14 protein-coding genes and 7 tRNA genes are annotated in these 19,622 nt (G+C 67.2%); 5 read left to right on the top strand and 16 right to left on the bottom strand.

Annotated elements, in window-relative coordinates:
• Positions 1 to 131 precede the first annotated feature (131 nt).
• On the bottom strand, positions 132 to 545 hold the full coding sequence (locus QZM35_RS09420) for a gamma-glutamylcyclotransferase (protein WP_089425711.1): 414 nt from the start codon (positions 543 to 545) through the stop codon (positions 132 to 134).
• A gap of 258 nt (positions 546 to 803) precedes the next feature.
• Between QZM35_RS09420 and QZM35_RS09415 the strand changes: the two genes are divergently transcribed.
• Complete coding sequence (locus tag QZM35_RS09415) at positions 804 to 1,679, top strand: helix-turn-helix domain-containing protein (protein ID WP_089425948.1); 876 nt, start codon at positions 804 to 806, stop codon at positions 1,677 to 1,679.
• 26 nt (positions 1,680 to 1,705) lie between these two features.
• On the opposite strand, the gene QZM35_RS09410 is transcribed toward QZM35_RS09415, so the two are convergent.
• The 9 genes from QZM35_RS09410 to gltX all read right to left on the bottom strand — a co-directional run bounded on the left by QZM35_RS09410 (position 1,706) and on the right by gltX (position 5,091).
• Complete coding sequence (locus tag QZM35_RS09410; protein ID WP_027787064.1) at positions 1,706 to 2,170, bottom strand: GNAT family N-acetyltransferase; 465 nt, start codon at positions 2,168 to 2,170, stop codon at positions 1,706 to 1,708.
• 351 nt (positions 2,171 to 2,521) lie between these two features.
• A tRNA-Asp gene (locus QZM35_RS09405) sits at positions 2,522 to 2,598 on the bottom strand.
• 73 nt (positions 2,599 to 2,671) lie between these two features.
• Positions 2,672 to 2,747, bottom strand: a tRNA-Glu gene (locus tag QZM35_RS09400).
• Between the two features lie 66 nt (positions 2,748 to 2,813).
• Positions 2,814 to 2,890: transfer RNA gene (locus QZM35_RS09395), tRNA-Asp, on the bottom strand.
• Positions 2,891 to 2,968: 78 nt separating this feature from the next.
• Positions 2,969 to 3,044, bottom strand: a tRNA-Glu gene (locus tag QZM35_RS09390).
• Between the two features lie 63 nt (positions 3,045 to 3,107).
• A tRNA-Asp gene (locus QZM35_RS09385) sits at positions 3,108 to 3,184 on the bottom strand.
• 79 nt (positions 3,185 to 3,263) lie between these two features.
• Positions 3,264 to 3,339: transfer RNA gene (locus QZM35_RS09380), tRNA-Glu, on the bottom strand.
• Positions 3,340 to 3,477: 138 nt separating this feature from the next.
• Positions 3,478 to 3,553 (bottom strand) — tRNA-Ala (locus tag QZM35_RS09375).
• A gap of 128 nt (positions 3,554 to 3,681) precedes the next feature.
• The gene (gltX, locus tag QZM35_RS09370) at positions 3,682 to 5,091 is read right to left on the bottom strand and encodes a glutamate--tRNA ligase (RefSeq protein ID WP_089473122.1); all 1,410 of its coding nucleotides are present in this window, start codon (positions 5,089 to 5,091) and stop codon (positions 3,682 to 3,684) included.
• Between the two features lie 279 nt (positions 5,092 to 5,370).
• Between gltX and QZM35_RS09365 the strand changes: the two genes are divergently transcribed.
• Complete coding sequence (locus QZM35_RS09365) at positions 5,371 to 6,285, top strand: patatin-like phospholipase family protein (RefSeq protein WP_089425949.1); 915 nt, start codon at positions 5,371 to 5,373, stop codon at positions 6,283 to 6,285.
• A gap of 149 nt (positions 6,286 to 6,434) precedes the next feature.
• On the opposite strand, the gene QZM35_RS09360 is transcribed toward QZM35_RS09365, so the two are convergent.
• From QZM35_RS09360 to QZM35_RS09335, 6 genes are all read right to left on the bottom strand, one after another.
• Entirely contained in the window at positions 6,435 to 7,109 is a 675-nt protein-coding gene (locus QZM35_RS09360) for a C40 family peptidase (protein ID WP_089425713.1), read from the bottom strand.
• A gap of 128 nt (positions 7,110 to 7,237) precedes the next feature.
• Positions 7,238 to 8,860: an ABC transporter ATP-binding protein gene (locus QZM35_RS09355; protein ID WP_301775845.1), complete on the bottom strand. Its 1,623-nt coding sequence runs from the start codon at positions 8,858 to 8,860 to the stop codon at positions 7,238 to 7,240.
• The gene (locus tag QZM35_RS09350; RefSeq protein WP_011352500.1) at positions 8,857 to 9,954 is read right to left on the bottom strand and encodes an ABC transporter permease; all 1,098 of its coding nucleotides are present in this window, start codon (positions 9,952 to 9,954) and stop codon (positions 8,857 to 8,859) included. Before QZM35_RS09350 ends, QZM35_RS09355 begins: the two co-directional genes overlap by 4 nt.
• 48 nt (positions 9,955 to 10,002) lie before the next feature.
• Positions 10,003 to 11,046 (bottom strand): microcin C ABC transporter permease YejB, encoded by a 1,044-nt coding sequence (locus QZM35_RS09345; protein WP_089425715.1) that lies wholly within the window; start codon positions 11,044 to 11,046, stop codon positions 10,003 to 10,005.
• A gap of 52 nt (positions 11,047 to 11,098) precedes the next feature.
• Entirely contained in the window at positions 11,099 to 12,970 is a 1,872-nt protein-coding gene (locus QZM35_RS09340; RefSeq protein WP_089425716.1) for an extracellular solute-binding protein, read from the bottom strand.
• Between the two features lie 141 nt (positions 12,971 to 13,111).
• Positions 13,112 to 13,477: a hypothetical protein gene (locus QZM35_RS09335; RefSeq protein ID WP_089425717.1), complete on the bottom strand. Its 366-nt coding sequence runs from the start codon at positions 13,475 to 13,477 to the stop codon at positions 13,112 to 13,114.
• A 297-nt stretch (positions 13,478 to 13,774) separates the two neighbouring features.
• On the opposite strand from QZM35_RS09335, the gene QZM35_RS09330 reads away from it, so the two are divergent.
• Genes QZM35_RS09330 through QZM35_RS09320 form a run of 3 tightly spaced genes read left to right on the top strand, consistent with a single transcriptional unit; the run spans position 13,775 to position 19,566 of the window.
• Positions 13,775 to 16,993: an efflux RND transporter permease subunit gene (locus QZM35_RS09330; protein ID WP_301775844.1), complete on the top strand. Its 3,219-nt coding sequence runs from the start codon at positions 13,775 to 13,777 to the stop codon at positions 16,991 to 16,993.
• A complete protein-coding gene (locus QZM35_RS09325) occupies positions 16,983 to 18,158 on the top strand; it encodes an efflux RND transporter periplasmic adaptor subunit (RefSeq protein ID WP_301775843.1) in 1,176 nt (391 codons plus the stop codon). The genes QZM35_RS09330 and QZM35_RS09325 overlap by 11 nt, the downstream gene beginning before the upstream one ends.
• The gene (locus QZM35_RS09320) at positions 18,151 to 19,566 is read left to right on the top strand and encodes an efflux transporter outer membrane subunit (RefSeq protein ID WP_301775842.1); all 1,416 of its coding nucleotides are present in this window, start codon (positions 18,151 to 18,153) and stop codon (positions 19,564 to 19,566) included. Before QZM35_RS09325 ends, QZM35_RS09320 begins: the two co-directional genes overlap by 8 nt.
• The last annotated feature ends 56 nt before the right edge of the window (positions 19,567 to 19,622 follow it).

The following is a 19,622-nucleotide window of genomic DNA, read 5'->3' as shown; positions in this document are numbered from 1 at the left end:
CGCTGCCCGCCTCGACCGGGGCCGGCCCTGCGTCGGCGCCGGTCGCGTGCGATGACGGCATCAAAAAAGCGCCCCGCGGGGCGCTTTTTCTTTTGCGACAGGATCCGCTACCGCGGCTGCCGCGCAACCGGTCACACGGCTTCCCGCTCGCGCCGATGCTGAACCCAGTCGCCCGACGCAATGCGCGGACGCCCCGCAATCGCGTGCGCGGCGACCGGATAGTAAAGGCAGGCGTACTGCCGGCCGCCGAGCTCGACGGTCACGTCTTCCGGCTTGAACAGCGAGTCGACGCCCGGATACACGCGCTCGATCTCGTCGAGCACCGGAACGAGCCGGTCGTCGACCTCGTAGACGTCGCCCCAGACCAGCGACTTGTCGGCCGACCCGGCGATCATTCCCGGATAGGTACCGAAATCGTACAGTTCGCCCGGCAGCGCGACGGCGCCGAGCAGCGTCGGCGCGGCAATCCCGTGCCTGGCGGCCGCGTGGCCGATGTCGTTGACCTCCCCGTTTCTCAGGGTGCCGTAGACGAATACGTAGCGCATCGTGGTTCTCCTCTTTGATTCGTATGGTGCCGTGTCCGCACGCGATTCGTGGCGAAATCGCCCGCGCCTCGATAGACCACGATACCGGCCGGATGGTTCGAACCCGCCAGCGCGCCCGGCCCCGGGGCAGTCCGGAAATCGCCGGGCCCCCACACAAAGTTCATTTGAACGCGGCATGATCGCCCGACAAACCGCCGCATGCACGTTCGCGGCGCCTTCTACAATAACGGCATCGCCGCCGCGCTGCCCGAATCGTCCATGAACCCGCCGTTCCAAGCCGACGTACCGAACCCGTACGTCATCGACATTCCGCCCGAATTCGCGCCGACCGCCGTCCATCCGATGCGCGTGCGCGCACGGCAGGTCAATACCGGCCACCGCATCCCGCTGCATACGCATGCGTGGGCGCAGCTCGCATACGCATCGCGCGGCGTGCTGCGCGTCGCGACGACCGGCACGACCTGGATGGTGCCGCCGTCCCGCGCGATCTGGGTGCCGCCGCGCGTGACGCACGAGGTCGTGATCGTCGAAGAGGCGTATTTGCGCACGCTGTATATCGACGAGTCGATCGTGCCGGACGGGCTCGACGCGTGCCGCGTCGTCGAGGTGACGGGACTCCTGCGCGAGCTGATCGTCGCACTCGACGCGCGCGACCTGAGCACCACGCGCGAGCGCCTGCTGTGCGGGCTCGTGCTCGACGAGCTGAGTCACGCCGAGCCGCTGCCGCTCGCGGTGCCGATGCCCGACGAAAAAAGGCTGCGCATGCTGTGCGAATCGGTCCTCGCGCACCCGGCCCACGCGGAGTCGCTCGAGCATTGGGCCAGCGAGGTCGGCGCAAGCACGCGCACGATTTCGCGGCTCTTCAAGCAGGAACTGGGCGTGAGCTTTTCGCAGTGGCGCCAGCAGGCGCTGCTGGCGCGGGCCATTCCGCTGCTGAACCAGGGGCGCCCGCTGTCGCATATCGCGCGCGAACTCGGCTACCAGAGCCAGAGCGCGTTTTCGGCGATGTTCAGGCGTGCATTCGGCGAAAGCCCGCGCGCATTCATGCTGCGCGGCTACGAGCACCGCGGCCCGGAAGGCAGCCGCGCGGACGACGAAATGCCGGACGACGACGCGATCGACGCTGCCCGCTGAACGCGTCGCTTCAGGCCGTCAGGACTTCAGACCGGTCGCACCATGTGGCGGATCGAGCCCAGTTGCGCGAGCCGCGACCCGGCAACCTGATAGCCCATGCGCAGGTAGAGACGCGCGGCTGGATTGTCGACGAACACGCGCAGTTGCAGTTCGTGCAGCCCGCGCGCACGCGCCCAGCGATGCGACATGTCGAGCATGTAGGTGCCGGCGCCCTGCCCGCGATGACCGGCCGCGATCTGCACGTCGCGGATGTGCAGCGAGTCGCCTTCCTCGGTCACGCGCAGCACGCCGATGCGCTCGCCATCGGCCTCGAGGATGAAGTTCTCGGATTCGCGCCAGCTCGCGTAGAACAGGTCGCTGCGCCACACGAGCCCATGGCGCTTGTAGTAGCCGCCCATGTTGCCGTGCGTCAGCGCTTCGGCAAACGGAAAATCGCCAGCCTCCGCGGGCCGGAGCTGATACAGGAGTCGCAGGTCGGTCGGATCGAGCATCGCGCAGGGGTCAAGAACGCATCCCGCCACGATAGCGCAGTCGCGTGCGGATGCAATCGCGGATTTCTCGTAGCGGCTCGACGCCGGATGACCGGACGTTACGCGGCCAGCGGGCGCAACCGGAAACGCAAATGAAAAAGCCCGCGCAAGGCGGGCTTCTTCATTTTCTGGCGGAGCGGACGGGACTCGCCTACATCCCGCAGGCCGCCGCTGCGCTTGCAAGCGCAGCCCTTCGAGTCCCGCCGGAAGCCGCGCAGGCGGCTTCCTCCGCTCCGCAGTCACGCGCCCGCAAGCGGGCACAACCGGAAACGCAAATGAAAAAGCCCGCACAAGGCGGGCTTCTTCATTTTCTGGCGGAGCGGACGGGACTCGAACCCGCGACCCCCGGCGTGACAGGCCGGTATTCTAACCGACTGAACTACCGCTCCAGTCTTGCTACTTGCCTGGCAGGCGTCGGTTGCTTCCTGCCGGCGCATCGTTTGTTCGAACGACGCCGAAATCTGGCGTCCCCTAGGGGATTCGAACCCCTGTACTCACCGTGAAAGGGTGATGTCCTAGGCCTCTAGACGAAGGGGACAACGTACTGCTTACATCTTTAATGCAAAAGCCCGTTCAAAAAACGTTCTTTGAACGGGCTTCGTTCTGGCGGAGCGGACGGGGCTCGAACCCGCGACCCCCGGCGTGACAGGCCGGTATTCTAACCAACTGAACTACCGCTCCAGCTTTCTTACTCGCACCTGCAGGACATCGTCACGTTCCTGCAGATGTTGCGACACTTCTACGAAACGCCGCTGAATCTGGCGTCCCCTAGGGGATTCGAACCCCTGTACTCACCGTGAAAGGGTGATGTCCTAGGCCTCTAGACGAAGGGGACAACGTATTGCTTACATCCTTAATACAAAAGCCCGCTCAAAAACGTCTTGAACGGGCTTCGTTCTGGCGGAGCGGACGGGACTCGAACCCGCGACCCCCGGCGTGACAGGCCGGTATTCTAACCGACTGAACTACCGCTCCAGCTTTCTTACCCTCACCCGCAGGACGTCGGTTACGTTCCTGCAAGCGTTGCGACATTTCTACGAAACGCCGCTGAATCTGGCGTCCCCTAGGGGATTCGAACCCCTGTACTCACCGTGAAAGGGTGATGTCCTAGGCCTCTAGACGAAGGGGACAAAATCTTTTCAGATCTGTCTGACTTTCGCTATTCACTTTTCAATCAACAGCGAAGGCCGAAATTCTAACTGCTTTGAATCATTTTGTGAAGCATTTATTACTACCCGTGCTTCGCAAATCAACTCAGCTTGTTCTGATGGTGGAGGTAAGCGGGATCGAACCGCTGACCTCTTGCATGCCATGCAAGCGCTCTCCCAGCTGAGCTATACCCCCTTGCAGAACAGAAATGAGATTATATGGAGCTACTTTGAACTTGTAAATACCCTTTTTGCGATTCGAGCGAAATTTTTTGCGAAGCTGCCGCGATGTCACGCACGGGCAGCTTCGCTCGCCCTCGAACCTCAGGCCAGCGCCGCCTCGATGCGCGACACCACGACATCGCGACCGAACAGCACGAGCACCGCATCGATCGACGGCGTATGCGTCGTACCCGCCACCAGCAGGCGCACCGGCATCGCCAGTTGCGGCATCTTCAGCTTGTGCGTGCCGAGCGTCGACTTCAGCGCGGCGGACACGGCCTCCTTCGTCCAGTCGGCCGCCTTCAGCGCAGCGGCGAGATCGGCCAGCGCCGGACGCACCGCATCGGTCACGTGCTGCGCGAGCGCATCGGCTTCCGGTGCCGGCACACGGTAGAACATCGCGGCGCCTTCCGCGATCTCCTTGACAGTCGTCGCACGATCCTTCATCAGACCGACCACCGCTTCCAGCGCCGGGCCCGTCGCGATCGCCGCATCGTCGATGCCGAGGGCGGAGAGGAACGGCTTCGCCAGCTCGGCGAGGCGCGCGTTGTCGGCTTCCTTGATGTAATGCGCGTTCAGCCAGCTCAGCTTGCTGTGGTCGTACTGCGCGGGCGACTTGCCGAGATGCTCGAGATCGAACCATTCGACGAACTGCTCGCGCGAGAAGATCTCCGCGTCGCCGTGCGACCAGCCGAGGCGCGCGAGATAGTTGACGACGGCTTCGGGCAGGAAGCCCGCATCGCGGTACGCCATCACGCTCATCGCGCCATGCCGCTTGCTCATCTTCTCGCCCTGCTCGTTCAGCACGGTCGGCAGGTGCGCGTAGACGGGCGGCTCGCCGCCGAGCGCATTCAGGATGTTGATCTGGCGCGGCGTGTTGTTCACGTGGTCGTCGCCACGGATCACGTGCGTGATGCCCATGTCCATGTCGTCCACCACCACGCAGAAGTTGTAGATCGGCGTGCCGTCCGGGCGCGCGATCACGAGGTCGTCGAGTTCCTCGTTCGAGATCTCGACACGCCCCTTCACGGCGTCGTCCCACACGACCGTGCCGGTCAGCGGATTGCGGAAGCGCAGCACCGGCTTCACGCCGGCCGGCGGCTCCGGCAGCACCTTGCCGGGCTCCGGCCGCCACGTGCCGTCGTAGCGCGGCTTCAGGCCGGCCTCGCGCTGGCGTTCGCGCAGCGCGTCGAGTTCCTCGGCCGACATGTAGCACGGGTACGCGAGGCCCTTCTCGAGCATCTGCGCGAGCACCTCGCGATAGCGGTCCATCCGCTGCATCTGGTAGATCGGGCCTTCGTCGAAATCCAGGCCGAGCCATTGCATCCCTTCGAGGATCGCGTCGACCGCTTCCTGCGACGAACGCTCGACGTCGGTATCCTCGATGCGCAGCACGAACGTGCCCTTCATCTTGCGGGCGAACGCCCACGGATAGAGCGCGGAGCGGATGTTGCCGAGGTGGATGAAGCCGGTGGGACTCGGCGCGAAGCGGGTACGGACAGGACGGGTCATAAACGGTAACTCGAACGCCTGGGGCGCATGAATGATTCGACGCGGGATCGACGGCGGCAGCCCGGACAGCAACGGGGCCGGCGACGCCCGGAACGGGAAAGAAGCCGGAATTATACTCGCGCCGGACATCGCGCCAAGCGCGCCGCTTGCTTTATGATGTGCGCGCCGCGGCCGCCAGCCGGCGCGGCGCCGGCCGCACGGAACCCCTGCGCGGCCGCTCGGAACCTATCGCCGCCGCGGGCCGTGACACCCGCCGCCAAGCCGCCGGAGAACCATTCGATGTCGTCCCCTCGCCTGTCGCGCCGCCACTTCACGATCGCCGCCGCGTCCGCCAGCCTCGCCGCCTGCACGTCGTTCGGCGACAAATCCCGCCCCGGCGCCGCACTGCCGCAGGAAAAGCCGGTGAAGATCGGCATCGCCCTCGGCGGCGGCGCCGCGCGCGGCTTCTCGCACATCGGCGTGCTGAAGGCGCTCGAGGCGCGTGGCATCCCGATCGAGATCGTCGCGGGCACGAGCGCGGGCTCGGTGGTCGGCGCACTCTATGCATCGGGCATGAGCGCCCTTCAGATCAACAAGATCGCGCTCGACATGGACCAGGCGGCAATCAGCGACTGGGCGCTGCCGTTCCGCTCGCGCGGGCTGCTGCAGGGCGTGGCGCTGCAGAACTTCCTGAACAAGACCCTCAACAACCGGCCGATCGAGAAGATGGCGAAACCGCTCGGCATCGTCGCGACCGATCTGCAGAACGGCCAACCGATCCTGTTCCAGCAAGGCAATACGGGGCTCGCGGTGCGCGCATCGTGCAGCGTGCCGTCGGTGTTCGAGCCGGTGAAGATCGGCAACCGCGAGTATGTGGATGGCGGCCTCGTGAGCCCGGTGCCCGCGTCGTATGCGCGCAAGATGGGCGCGAGCTTCGTGATCGCGGTCGACATCTCGTCCCGGCCGGACGGCGCGGCAACCAACAACCCGATCGAGATGCTGCTGCAGACCTTCACGATCATGGGCCAGACGATCAAGACCTACGAGCTCGACAAGTATGCGGACGTCGTGATCCGCCCGAATCTCAACGCGATGGGCGGCAGCGACTTCAACCAGCGCAACGCGGCGATTCTCGCGGGCGAGGAAGCCGTCGCGCGCATCATGCCGGAGCTGCAGCGCAAGCTCGCGGCAGCACGCGGCGTGGCTGCCGCGTAAAGCACCGCGATGTTCAGGCCGGCGCGCGCCGCCGGCCCGCCAACGGCTCAACGGTTTTCAGCCCGCCGTTTGCACCGCCCCAAAACAAAAAACCCTGCCGCCTCTCGGTGACAGGGTTTTTTCGATCCGGCCGGGCCGGCCGTCGAACGTCAGTTGTTGCCGTTCGCGGAATCGTCGCCGATCGTCGCGCGCACGCGCTGACGCAGGTCTTCCGGCTTCATCGGAAACTCCGATTCGAGCCGGCGCGCGCCGGTGAAACGCTTTTCCCAGTAGCCGCTATCGAGATCGTCGACGCGGATCGTGCTGCCCGTCGACGGCGAGTGCACGAACTTGTTGTCGCCGATGTAGATGCCGACGTGCGAGAACGTACGGCGCATCGTGTTGAAGAACACGAGGTCGCCCGGCTTGAGGTTGCTCATGCTCACCTTCTCGCCGACGCGGCTCATCTCTTCCGCACGACGCGGCAGCGACATGCCGAGGGTGTCCTGGAACACGTAGCGCACGAAGCCGCTGCAGTCGAGGCCCGAATCCGGCGAGTTGCCGCCCCAGCGATAACGCACGCCGATCATGTTCAGCGCGCCGACGACCACGTCGCCTGCCTTGCCGGCCATGCCCGCGAGGAACGACTTCGCGCCGCCGCTCGACGGCTGCGCGCTGGTCTGCTGGAGAGAGGCATTCGACGCGTTCTGCGTCGAATTCGTGACATTCTGGTTAAAACTGCTGACTTCGTCGGCGAACGCGCCGGGTGCTGCTGCGAACAGGGCGCCGATGAATAGCCCGGCGATGGTGCGCGCGCATGCCTGGGTCAGGGATCGATGCTGCATTGGTCGATGGAATGTGCTTAAAAATCAGCTGATTGGCGGAAAATTTCGGTCGATACTAGCCAGCGCGTAATCGTTTGTCAAAACAAATTAATAAATACAATCGAGATGGTCAGACCATTGGCCGCCTATCACGCTTTCCAGACCGCTTTCAACAGCTTTTGTGTGTAAGGATGTGACGGTCTGGTGAAGATGTCGGCCACCTCTCCCGACTCGACGACGGCCCCGTCCTGCATCACCGCGACGCGGTGCGCCATCGCCCCGATCACCTCCAGGTCATGGCTGATGAAGACATAGCCGAGGTTGTATTTCTGTTGCAAATTCGCGAGCAGCTTCAGCACCTGCTGCTGGATCGACACGTCGAGCGCGGACGTCGGCTCGTCGAGGATCAGGATGCGCGGCTCCAGCACCAGCGCCCGCGCGATCGCGATCCGCTGGCGCTGCCCGCCCGAGAATTCATGCGGATAACGGTGCAGCACCGTGCGGTCGAGGCCGACTTCGCGCAGCACCGCCAGCGACTTCGCACGCCGTGCGTCGGGCGTCATGTCCGGGCGATGCAGCTCGAGCCCCTCGCCGACGATCCGCTCGATCGTGTGACGCGGCGAAAGCGAACTGAACGGATCCTGAAAGACGACCTGCATGTTCGAGCGCAGCGCGGTCTGTTCACGGCCGCGATAGGTCGACAGCGCGCGCCCCTGGAATTCGATCGTGCCGCCGGCCGTCTTCTGCAGGCCGAGCAGCGCCATCGCGAGCGTCGACTTCCCCGACCCCGATTCGCCGACGATGCCAAGCGTCTCGCCCTGCCGCACCGACACCGACACGTCCGCGACGGCCGTCACCGGCACCGAGCCGAACCAGCCCGCGATGCCCGGCCGCTTGCGTGCGAACTGCACGCTCACGTGCTGCGCGTCGAGCACGACGGGCGCGATCGGCATCACCGGGGTGACCGCGCGTTGCGGCCGGCTGTTCAAGAGCCGCTGCGTGTACGGATGCTCGGGTTCCGCGAAGATCCGTTCGACCGGCCCGCTCTCGACGAGCCGGCCGTGCTCCATCACCGCGACGCGATCCGCGAAGTGCCGCACGAGATTCAGGTCGTGCGTGATCAGCAGGATCGCCATCCCGCGCTTTTCCGCCTCCTCGCGCTGCAGTTCCAGCAGCAGGTCGACGATCTGCGCGCGGATCGTCACGTCGAGCGCGGTGGTCGGTTCGTCGGCCAGCAGCAGGCGCGGCCGGCAGGCGAGCGCCATCGCGATCATCGCGCGCTGCCGCTGGCCGCCCGACAACTGGTGCGGATAGCTGTCGACACGCTTCTCCGGCTCCGCGATGCCCGTGCGCGCGAGCAACGCGATCGCGTGCTTGCGCGCCTCGACCGCCGAGACGCCGTCGTGCAGCACGATCGTCTCGCCGATCTGCACGCCGATCGTGTACAGCGGGTTGAGCGCGGTCATCGGCTCCTGGAAGATCATCGCGATGTCCGAGCCGCGCAGCCCGCGCATCTCGCGCTCGCTCTTGGCCACCAGGTCCTGCCCCGCGAAGCGGATCGTGCCGCTCACGTCGGCGTCGCGCAACAGCCGCAGGATCGACAGCGCGGTCACGCTCTTGCCCGAGCCCGACTCGCCGACCAGCGCGACGCGCTCGCCGCGTCCGATCGCGAGCGTCACGTCGTCCACCGCGACCGTGTCGCCGAAGCGCACGTGCAGATGCTCGAGCGCCAGCAACGGCTCGTGCTGCGTCGATACGACCGGTTCGCTCATCGCTGGCCTCCCGCCGCGCGCACCGAATCGGCGATCCGCGTGTCGAGTGCGTTGCGCAGCGCATCGCCCATGAAGGTCAGCAGCAGCAGCGTCGCGACCAGCACGCCGAAGGTCGACAGCGAGATCCACCACGCGTCGAGGTTGCCCTTGCCTTGCGCGAGCAGCTCGCCGAGGCTCGGGGTCGGCGGCGGCACGCCGAGCCCGAGGAAATCGAGGCTGGTGAGCGCGAGGATCGAGCCGCTCATCCGGAACGGCAGGAACGTGATCACCGGCGTGAGACTGTTCGGCAGCACGTGGCGCCAGATGATCTGCCAGTTCGTGAGGCCCATCGCGCGCGCCGCGCGCACGTAATCCTGCGTGCGGTTGCGCAGGAATTCCGCGCGCACGTAGTCGGCGAGCCCGATCCAGCCGAACAGCGACAGCAGCACGATCAGCAGCAGGAAGCTCGGCTCGAAGATCGACGCGAAGATGATCAGCAGGTACAGCTCCGGCAACGAGCTCCAGATCTCGATCAGCCGCTGCCCGACGATGTCGATGCGTCCGCCGAAGAAGCCCTGCACGGCGCCCGCGGCGATCCCGAGCAGCGTGCCGATCACGGTCAGGATCAGCCCGAACTCGACCGACACGCGGAACCCGTACACGAGCCGCGCGAGCAGGTCGCGCCCCTGCGCGTCGGTGCCGAGCCAGTTCGCGCGCGACGGCGGCGCGGGGTTCGGCACGTTCGAGAAGTAGTTCAGCGTGTCGTAGTAGTAGCGGTTCGGCGGGTAGACGACGAAGTTGCCGGGCGCCTCGAGCCGCTTGCGCACGTACGGATCGAGATAGTCGGCCGGCGTCGGGAAATCGCCGCCGAAGGTCGTCTCCGGATACGCGTGGAACAACGGGAAATAGTACTGGCCGTCGTAACGCACGACGAGCGGCTTGTCGTTCGACCACAACGGCGCCGCCACGCTAGCGGCAAAGGCCACGAAAAAGATCACGAAGCTCCAGTAGCCGAGGCGCTGCTGCCTGAAGCGCTGCCATACGCGGCGCGCGGGCGACGGCGACACGCGGGCGCGCGCCGCGTCGATGCGGGAGGACACGACGGCCCGGTTCATCGCGCACCTCGCCCGGTGACGCCGGGCATGCAGACGGACGGTTTCATGTCAGCGCTCCAGGGTGTCGAATTGAATGCGCGGATCGACCCACACATAGCAGAGATCGGAGATCAGCTTGGTCGCGAGCCCGATCAGCGTGAACAGGTACAGCGTGCCGAGCACGACCGGATAGTCGCGCCGCACGACCGACTCGTACGAAAGCAGCCCGAGGCCGTCGAGCGAGAACAGCGTCTCGATCAGCAGGCTGCCGGTGAAGAACGCGCCGATGAACGCCGCCGGAAAGCCGACGATCAGCGGCAGCATCGCATTGCGAAACACGTGCTTCCACAGCACATTGCGCTCGGAGAGCCCCTTCGCACGCGCGGTCAGCACGTATTGCCGGCGGATCTGGTCGAGGAACGCATTCTTCGTGAGCATCGTGACGACCGCGAAGCTGCCGACGACCGACGCCGTGATCGGCAGCGCGATGTGCCACAGATAGTCGAGCACCTTGCCGACGAGCGACAGCTGCGCGAAGTTGTCCGACGTGAGCCCGCGCAGCGGGAACAGCTGCCAGAACGAGCCGCCGCCGAACAGCACGAGCAGCAGCACGCCGAGCACGAAGCCCGGAATCGCATAGCCGACGAGCACGACGAGGCTCGTCGCGACGTCGAACGGCGAGCCGTTGCGCACCGCCTTCGCGATGCCGAGCGGCACCGATATCAGGTACGTGAGGAAGAACGTCCACAGCCCGATGCTGATCGACACGGGTAGCTTCTGCACGACCAGCGACCACACGCTCTGGTGGCGAAAGTAGCTTTCGCCGAGATCGAAGCGCGCGAAGCGCTTGAGCATCAGCCAGTAGCGTTCGAGCGGTGGTTTGTCGAAGCCGTACAGCGCCTTGAGCTGCGCGAGCTGCTGCGCGTCGACGCCGGTGTGCGCACGCAACCCGAACGGCACCGCGCCCTGCTCCGTCGCGCCCTTGCGCAATTCCTGCACGGCCTGTTCGACGGGGCCGCCCGGCACGAACTGGATCACCGCGAACGTGAGGGTCAGCACGCCGATGAGCGTCGGGATCATCAGCAGCAGGCGTTTGAGGATGTAGCTCCACATAGGGCTTCGACTCGCGATCGGTAGGCGGGATGGGACGTTGGGGCGGCGTGGCTCAGTGATCGGGCTTCGCCCACCAGGTCGACACGACCCAGCCCTCGGCCGAATAGTACAGCGGCAGCGTCTGCGGATAGGCAAGCGTGCGCTTGTACGCGACCCGGTGCGTCGTGCTGTACCACTGCGGGACCGCGTAGTAGCCGTGCATCAGCACGCGGTCGAGCGCGTGCGTCGCGTCGAGCAGGTCTTCGCGCGTCTGCGCGGTACCGAGCGCGTGCAGCAGCGCGTCGACGGCCGGCGACTTCAGCCCGATGAAGTTGTCGGAGCCCGGCTCGTCGGCGAACTTGCTCGCGTAACGCGAGTATTGCTCCGCGCCCGGCACCTGCACGCCCGGCAGGCGGATCGTCGTCATGTCGTAGTCGAACGCATCGAGACGCTTTTGCAGCAGCGCGTAATCGGCCGTGCGAAAACGTGCGTCGATGCCGAGCTTCGCCAGATTGCGCTGGTACGCCGCCACGATCCCTTCCATCGACGCGCCGGAATCGTCGAGGATCTCGAACGTGAACGGCTCGCCCTTCGCGTTGCGCAACGCGCCGTCTCGATAGGTCCAGCCGGCCTGTGCGAGCAGCGCGCGCGCCTTCAGCAGGTTCGCGCGCAGCGAGCCCGGCGGATTCGTGTTCGGCTGCGTGACCACCGGACCGAACACGGCCGGGTCGAGCTGCGCGCGCAGCGGCTCCAGCAGCTTCAGCTCGCCGGGGCCCGGCGTGCCGGTCGCCTGCAGGTCGGTGTCGGCGAAGTAGCTGTTCATACGCGTGTAGGCGCTGTAAAACAACTGGCGGTTCAGCCATTCGAAGTCGAACGCGAGATCGAGCGCCTGACGCACGCGCACGTCGCGAAACAGCGGCCGGCGCAGGTTCATGAAGAAGCCCTGCATGCCGGCGCCGTTATGCTGGCGGAATTCACGCTTGACGAGCTCGCCGTTGTCGAAGCGCTTGCCGACGTCGCGGCGCGTCCAGTTGCGCGCGATGTACTCGACGAGCACGTCGTATTCGCCAGCCTTGAACGCCTCGAGCCGCGCGACGCCGTCGCCGTACAGCTTGTAGACGATCCGCTCGAAATTGTTGGTGCCCACCCGCACCGGCAGGTCGGCGCCCCAGTACGCCGGGTTGCGCCGGTAAGTGATCGTCCGGCCGTTGTCGTAATGGTCGATCAGGTACGGGCCGCTGCCGATCGGCTGCTCGAACGCGAGCTGGTCGAACGGGATGCGTGAGCCGTCCGCGCGCAATCCCCACTTGCGGGAAAACACCGGCATGCCGCCGGCGATCAGCGGCAATTCGCGGTTCGCGCTGCGGAACTCGAAGCGCACGGTGGCCGGATCGACGACCACGGCCTTCGCGATCTCCGCGAAATAGGCGCCGAACTGCGGCGCGGCCTGCTTGCTCTTCAGCGTGTCGAACGAGAACTTGACGTCGTCGGCGGTGACGCGCTCGCCGTTCGAGAAGCGCGCGCGGGGATTCAGGTGGAACGTGACCGACCGGCGGTCCGGCGCGATGTCGATGTCGTCGGCGAGCAGCCCGTACGCGGAGGCCGGCTCGTCCGAACTGCCGGTCGCGAGGCTCTCGAACAACATGTCGATGCCCGGCGCGGAGTTGCCGCGCATCGTGAACGGGTTGAACTTGTCGAACGACGTCAGCCGGTTCGGGTTCGCGAGCACCAGCGTGCCGCCCTTCGGCGCATCGGGGTTGACGTAGTCGAAATGCCTGAAGCCCGGCGGATACTTCGGCTCGCCGTACTGCGCAATGGCGTAGGCCGCGTGCGCAGCGGTCGCGGCCAGCACCGCTTGCAGCACGAACACCGCGGCCGTGCGGCCGGCAGTTCGTATCGCACGGCGGACGCGCGCGGCGGCGGCCCGGGGCGAACCCTTCGTCATAGAGGCCCTGTCGTTCGAATGAGGGGAGTAACGAGGGACGATTCTACCCATTCAAGCCGGCGAGCCAAAAGAAAACCGCCACGCGGGCGGTTTCTTCACGAGCGGATCGGGGGCGCGCATCAGGCGGGCGCGCCCTGCCGATCAGCGCCAGCCGTTGTGGCGGCCGTTGTCCCAGTGGCCACGATCGCCACGATCGCCCCAGCCGCGGCCGTGACGGCGGTACCACTCGTCGCGGCCCCAGTAGCGGCGGCCGTCCCAGTAGCGGTCGCCGTGCCAGCCGATCACGATGGCCGGTCCCGGTGCATACACAGGGGCCGGCGCGTAGACCGGCGCAGGCTGATAGACGACCGGCGGCGGAGGCGGCGGCGCATACACGGGTGCGGGCGCGACGTAGACCGGCGCCGGAACGCCGAGATTGATCCCGACATTGACTCCCGCCATTGCTGCGCCCGACACGAGCAAGGCCGTCATACCGGTCAAGAGCGAGGCAACACGCAAGGTCTTCATGGATTCCTCTTCTGGTTGTTTCATGTGTGATTCGACTATAACGGCAAGCGCCGTCCCCGCATATTTCCACTTTGTAAGAACTGATGCGCCGCATCGCAACGGTAAGCCCGCGCTAACGTCTTGTAACAATCGACGCCCGCCCCGCCCCCTCACGCCCCATTCCTAAAACATCTTTCATCCTGCCCCGCGCCCCGCGTTAAGCGGCGCCACGCACACTGCGCGAGCCGAACCGGGCTCCCGCCGCGCTTCGGCACTTCGCTGACAGGCCGGCGCCCCGCGCCGGCGGAGACCTCGCCGATGCTGAAACTCGTCCGACTCGCGCTCGCGCGCCCCTACACGTTCATCGTCCTCGCACTGCTGATCCTGATCGCGGGGCCGCTCGCGGCGCTGCGCACGCCGACCGACATCTTCCCCGACATCCGGATTCCGGTCATCAGCGTGGTGTGGAACTACGCGGGCCTGCAGCCGGCCGACATGGCCGGACGCATCGTCACCTACTACGAGCGCACGCTCGGCACGACGGTCAACGACGTGGCGCACATCGAGTCGCAATCGTTCCGCAGCTTCGGGATCGTCAAGATCTTCTTCCAGCCGAGCGTCGACATCCGCACCGCGACCGCGCAGGTCACGTCGATCTCGCAGACCGTGCTCAAGCAGATGCCGCCGGGCACCACGCCGCCGCAGATCCTCAACTACAACGCATCGACCGTGCCCGTGCTGCAGCTGGCGCTGACGAGCGACACGCTGAACGAACAACAGCTCGGCGACTACGCGACCAACGTGATCCGGCCGCAGCTGCTGTCCGTCGCGGGAGTCGCGATTCCGTCGCCGTACGGCGGCAAGGTGCGCCAGGTGCAGATCGATCTCGATCCGCAGGCGCTGCAGGCCAAGGGGCTGTCCGCGCAGGATGTCGCGACCGCGCTGGCGCAGCAGAACCAGATCATCCCGGCCGGCACGCAGAAGATCGGCGGCTTCGAGTACAACATCCGGCTCAACGACAGCCCGCTGACCATCGACCAGCTCAATGCGCTGCCGATCCGGAGCGTGAACGGCGCGGTGATCTTCATGCGCGACGTCGCGCACGTGCGCGACGGTTATCCGCCGCAGGGCAACATCGTGCGCGTCGACGGCCGGCGCGCGGTGCTGATGAGCGTGCTGAAAAGCGGTTCGGCATCGACGCTCGACATCATCTCGGGCGTCAAGGCGCAGTTGCCGCGCATCGAGGCGACCCTGCCGCCATCGCTCAGGCTCGTCGTGATGGGCGACCAGTCCGTGTTCGTCAAGGGCGCCGTCAGCGGCGTGGCGCGCGAAGGCCTGATCGCCGCCGCGCTCACGTCCGCGATGATCCTGCTGTTCCTCGGCAGCTGGCGCTCGACGCTGATCATCGCCGCGTCCATTCCGCTCGCCGTGCTCGCCGCGATCGCGGCGCTCGCAGCCGCGGGCGAGACGCTCAACGTGATGACGCTCGGCGGGCTCGCGCTCGCGGTCGGCATTCTCGTCGACGATGCCACCGTCACGATCGAGAACGTGAACTGGCACCTCGAACAGGGCAAGGCGGTGCGCGATGCGATCCTCGACGGCGCGTCGCAGATCGTCGCGCCGGCCTTCGTGTCGCTGCTGTGCATCTGCATCGTGTTCGTGCCGATGCTGCTGCTCGACGGCGTGGCCCGCTTCCTGTTCGTGCCGATGGCCGAAGCCGTGATCTTCGCGATGATCGCGTCGTTCGTGCTGTCGCGCACGTTCGTGCCGATGATGGCCCGCTACCTGTTGAAGCCGCATGCCGCGCATCCGGCGGCCGCGCTCGCGCCGCATGGTGCGCCGTTCCCGCCGCCACGCGCACGCAATCCGCTCGTCGCGTTCCAGCAGGGGTTCGAGCGCCGCTTCGCGGCACTGCGCGCCGGCTACCGCGTCGTGCTCGGTCTCGCACTCGTCCACCGTGCGCGTTTCGTCGCGCTGTTCCTCGCGGCGGTGGCCGTGTCGTTCGTGCTGGTGCCGTGGCTTGGCCGCAATTTCTTCCCGTCGGTCGACGCGGGCGAAATCGCGATCCACGTGCGCGCACCGATCGGCACGCGCATCGAGGAAACGGCCGCGCTGTTCGACCATGTCGAGCAGACGGTGCGCGGCGTCGTGCCGCCGCACGCGATCGCGAGCATCGTCGACAACATGGGGCTGCCGAACAGCGGGATCAACCTCACGTACAGCAACAGCGGCACGATCGGCCCGCAGGACGGCGACATCCTCGTGTCGCTCTCGGGCGACCACGCGCCGACCGCCGACTACGTCAAGCAGTTGCGTACGCGGCTGCCGCGTGCGTTTCCCGGCGTGACGTTCTCGTTCCTGCCCGCCGACATCGTGAGCCAGATCCTCAACTTCGGTGCGCCCGCGCCGATCGACGTGCAGGTGACCGGCCCCGATCGCGCCGCCAACCGCGCCTATGCGACCGAGCTGTTGCGGCGCATCCGCGGCGTGCCGGGGGTGGCCGATGCGCGCGTGCAGCAGGCGTCGACCTATCCGCAGTTCACCGTGTCGGTCGACCGCACGCGGGCCGCACAACTCGGCATCACCGAGCAGGACGTCACCAATGCGGTGGTCGCCAGCCTGTCCGGCACAAGCCAGGTGTCGCCGACCTACTGGCTCGATCCGCACAACGGCGTGTCGTATCCGATCGTCGCGCAGACGCCCCAGTACCGGATGACGTCGCTGGCGGACCTGCGCGCGCTGCCCGTCACGGGCCGCTCGGGCGCGCCGCAACTGCTCGGCGGGCTCGCGACGATCGTGCGCGGACAGACCGACGCGGTCGTGTCGCACTACGACATCGCACCGCTGTACGACATCTTCGCGACGACGCAGGATCGCGATCTCGGTGCGGTCAGCACCGACATCGAACGCGTGCTGCACACGAGCGCGGCCGGCTTGCCCAAGGGATCGCGCGTGACCGTGCGCGGCCAGGTGCAGACGATGAACGGCGCATTCGGCGGGCTGCTCGCGGGCCTCGCCGGCGCGGTCCTGCTGATCTACCTGCTGATCGTCGTCAACTTCCATTCGTGGCGCGACGCATTCGTGATCGTGAGCGGCCTGCCCGCGGCGCTCGCGGGCATCGTCTGGATGCTGTTCGTCACGCGCACGCCGCTGTCGGTGCCGGCCCTGACCGGCGCGATCCTGTGCATGGGCGTCGCGACCGCGAACAGCATCCTCGTCGTGACCTTCGCGCGCGAACGGCTCGCGCACACCGCTGATGCTGCCGTCGCCGCGCTCGAAGCCGGCTTCACGCGCTTTCGGCCCGTGATGATGACCGCACTCGCGATGATCATCGGCATGGCGCCGATGGCCCTCGGTCTCGGCGACGGCGGCGAGCAGAACGCGCCGCTCGGCCGTGCGGTCATCGGCGGCCTGCTGTGCGCGACCTTCGCGACGCTCGTGTTCGTGCCCGTCGTGTTCAGCCTCGTCCACCGGCGCGATCGCGCGCCTCGTTCCGAATCCCTGCCCCTCACTCCGGGAGAACAGCATGTCCACTGAATTCGAAGTCCGCCCTCCTGGCACGCCGCGCTACCTGAAACCGCTCGCGATCGCGGGCGCCATCGCCGCGCTCGCCGTCGCGGCGGCCGGCCTCGTCGCCCGCATGCACGATGCGCACGCGGTCGCCGCCTGGACCGCGCAACAGGCAATCCCGACCGTCGCGACGGTTGCGCCGCAGCCGGCCGCAGCCGACGCGCTGGTGCTGCCCGGCCGGCTCGACGCGTACGTCGACGCACCGATCTACGCGCGCGTGCCCGGCTACCTGCACGCGTGGTACGCCGACATCGGCGCGCATGTGAAAGCCGGCCAGTTGCTCGCGTCGATCGATACGCCCGATCTCGACCAGCAGTTGCAGCAGGCACGCGCCGACCTTCAAAGCGCGAGCGCGAACGAACGGCTTGCGGCCGTCACGGCCGCCCGCTGGGTCGAGATGCTCGCGCAGGATTCCGTCTCGCAGCAGGAGGCCGACGAGAAACGCAGCGACCTCGACGCGAAACGCGCGGCCGTCGCGGCGAGCACCGCCAACGTGCGACGGCTCGAAGCGCTCGAATCGTTCAAGCGGCTCACCGCGCCGTTCGACGGCATCGTCACGGCACGCAAGACCGATGTCGGCGCGCTGATCGACGCGGGCAGCGGCAACGGTGCCGAACTCTTCACCGTCTCGGACGCGCGGCGGCTGCGGCTGTACGTCCACGTTCCGCAAGACGACGCGGCCGCGATCCGCACAGGCATGCGTGTCGCGCTGACCGTGCCCGAGCGTCCCGGCATGACGTTCGACGCCACGCTCGCGGATTCCGCCCAATCGATCGATCCGGCTTCCGGCACGCTGCTCGCGCAGTTTTCGATCGCCAACCCGGCAGGCACGCTGTTCCCGGGCGAATACGCGCAAGTGCGGATCGCGATGCCCGGCGCCGCGCATGCGCTGTCGATTCCGGCAAGCACGCTGATCTTCCGCCACGACGGGTTGCAAGTCGCCGTGCTCGATGCAACCGGGCATGCGCACCTGCGCAACGTATCGATCGCGACCGATCTCGGCACGCGTGTCGAGATCGCATCGGGGCTCGCGGCCACCGACCGCGTGATCGACAATCCGCCCGACTCGCTCGCAGACGGCGACCCCGTGCGTATCGCCGGCACCACGGCGACGGAGCGTGCGCATGGCTGACCGTCTGCTCGCTGTATGGCTGGGCAGCGTCGCGCTGCTCGCCGGCTGCTCGTTGGCGCCGGCCTATCGCGCGCCGGCCGTTCCGGTGCCGACCGCGTTTCGCGAAACGGGCGCGTGGGTCGATGCCGTACCGGCCGATCGCCTGCCGCGTGACGGCTGGTGGCGCGTGTACGGCGACGCGACACTCGACCGGCTCGAACCGCTCGTCGCACGCGCGAACCCCGACCTGGCCGCCGCCGTCGCGCGGCACGACGAAGCCGCGGCGCTGTTCGACGAGGCCCATGCGGCGTTGCTGCCGACCGTGGGCATCGATGCCGAGACCGACCGCGACCGCCAGTCCGCGCGCCGGCCGCTGCGCGGCAGCGGCCAGCCCGACACCTATGAGTCGAACACGCTCGAAGCGGGATTCGGCTACGACGTCGATCTGTGGGGCAAGGTCCGCAATGCGGTCGCGGCCGGCCGCGACGACGCGCAGGCAGCCGACGACGACCTCGCGTCGGTCCGGCTCAGCTTGCAGGCCACCGTCGCCAGCACCTACTTCGACCTCGCGGGGCTCGACCGTGAAGCGGACACGCTCGCGCAAACGATCGACACATACCGCCGTGCGTGGCAACTGACGGTCAGTCGCCATCGCGGCGGCCTCGCATCGGGGCTCGACGTTTCGCGTGCGCAAACGCAACTCGCGCTCGTCCAGGCGCGTGCGTCCGACATCGCCGCGCGTCGCGCGCTCGACGAGCATGCGATCGCGGCACTCGTCGGGGAATCCGCATCGACGTTCTCGCTGCCGCCCGTTGCGGCGCTGCCGGGCGTGCCGTCGATTCCGACGGGACTCGCGTCGACCCTGCTCGAACGCAGGCCGGACGTCGCCGCCGCCGAACGCCGCGTCGCAGCCGCGAACGCGCGGATCGGCGTCGCACGCGCCGCGTACTTTCCCGACCTGTCGCTCGGCCTCGACGCCGGGTTCCAGAGCGATACGTTCTCGCCGTGGCTCACCGCGCCCAACGAGATCTGGTCGATCGGGCCGCGTCTCGCGATGACGCTGTTCGACGGGGGCCGGCGTGCCGCCGGCGTCCGCCATGCGCGCGCGCAGTTCGACGAACAGGGCGCGCGCTACCGCGCGGTCGTGCTGCAGGCATTCCGCGACGTCGAGGACGATCTCGCGCAGTTGCACCGCCTCGGCGACGAATCGGACCAGGACGACGCGGCGCTCGTCGCGGCGCGGCATTCGCTTGCGCTGGCGATGTCGCGGTATCGCGACGGCGCGGTCAGCTATCTCGACGTGGTCACCGCGCAGACGACCGAACTCGATACGCAGATCGCGGCGCTCGACGTCGACGCCCGCCGCCTGCAGGCATCCGTCGGGCTCGTGCGCGCGCTCGGCGGCGGCTGGCACGACGCGCATTCATGAACGTTTCTTCATCGGCGCGCCCGGTGCCCGCACGGGCGCATTCGATAACGTCGATC

Source organism: Burkholderia sp. AU45274 (assembly GCF_030482505.1).
In the GTDB taxonomy this organism is placed as follows: domain Bacteria; phylum Pseudomonadota; class Gammaproteobacteria; order Burkholderiales; family Burkholderiaceae; genus Burkholderia.
This window is presented reverse-complemented; position numbering and strand designations above follow the sequence as displayed.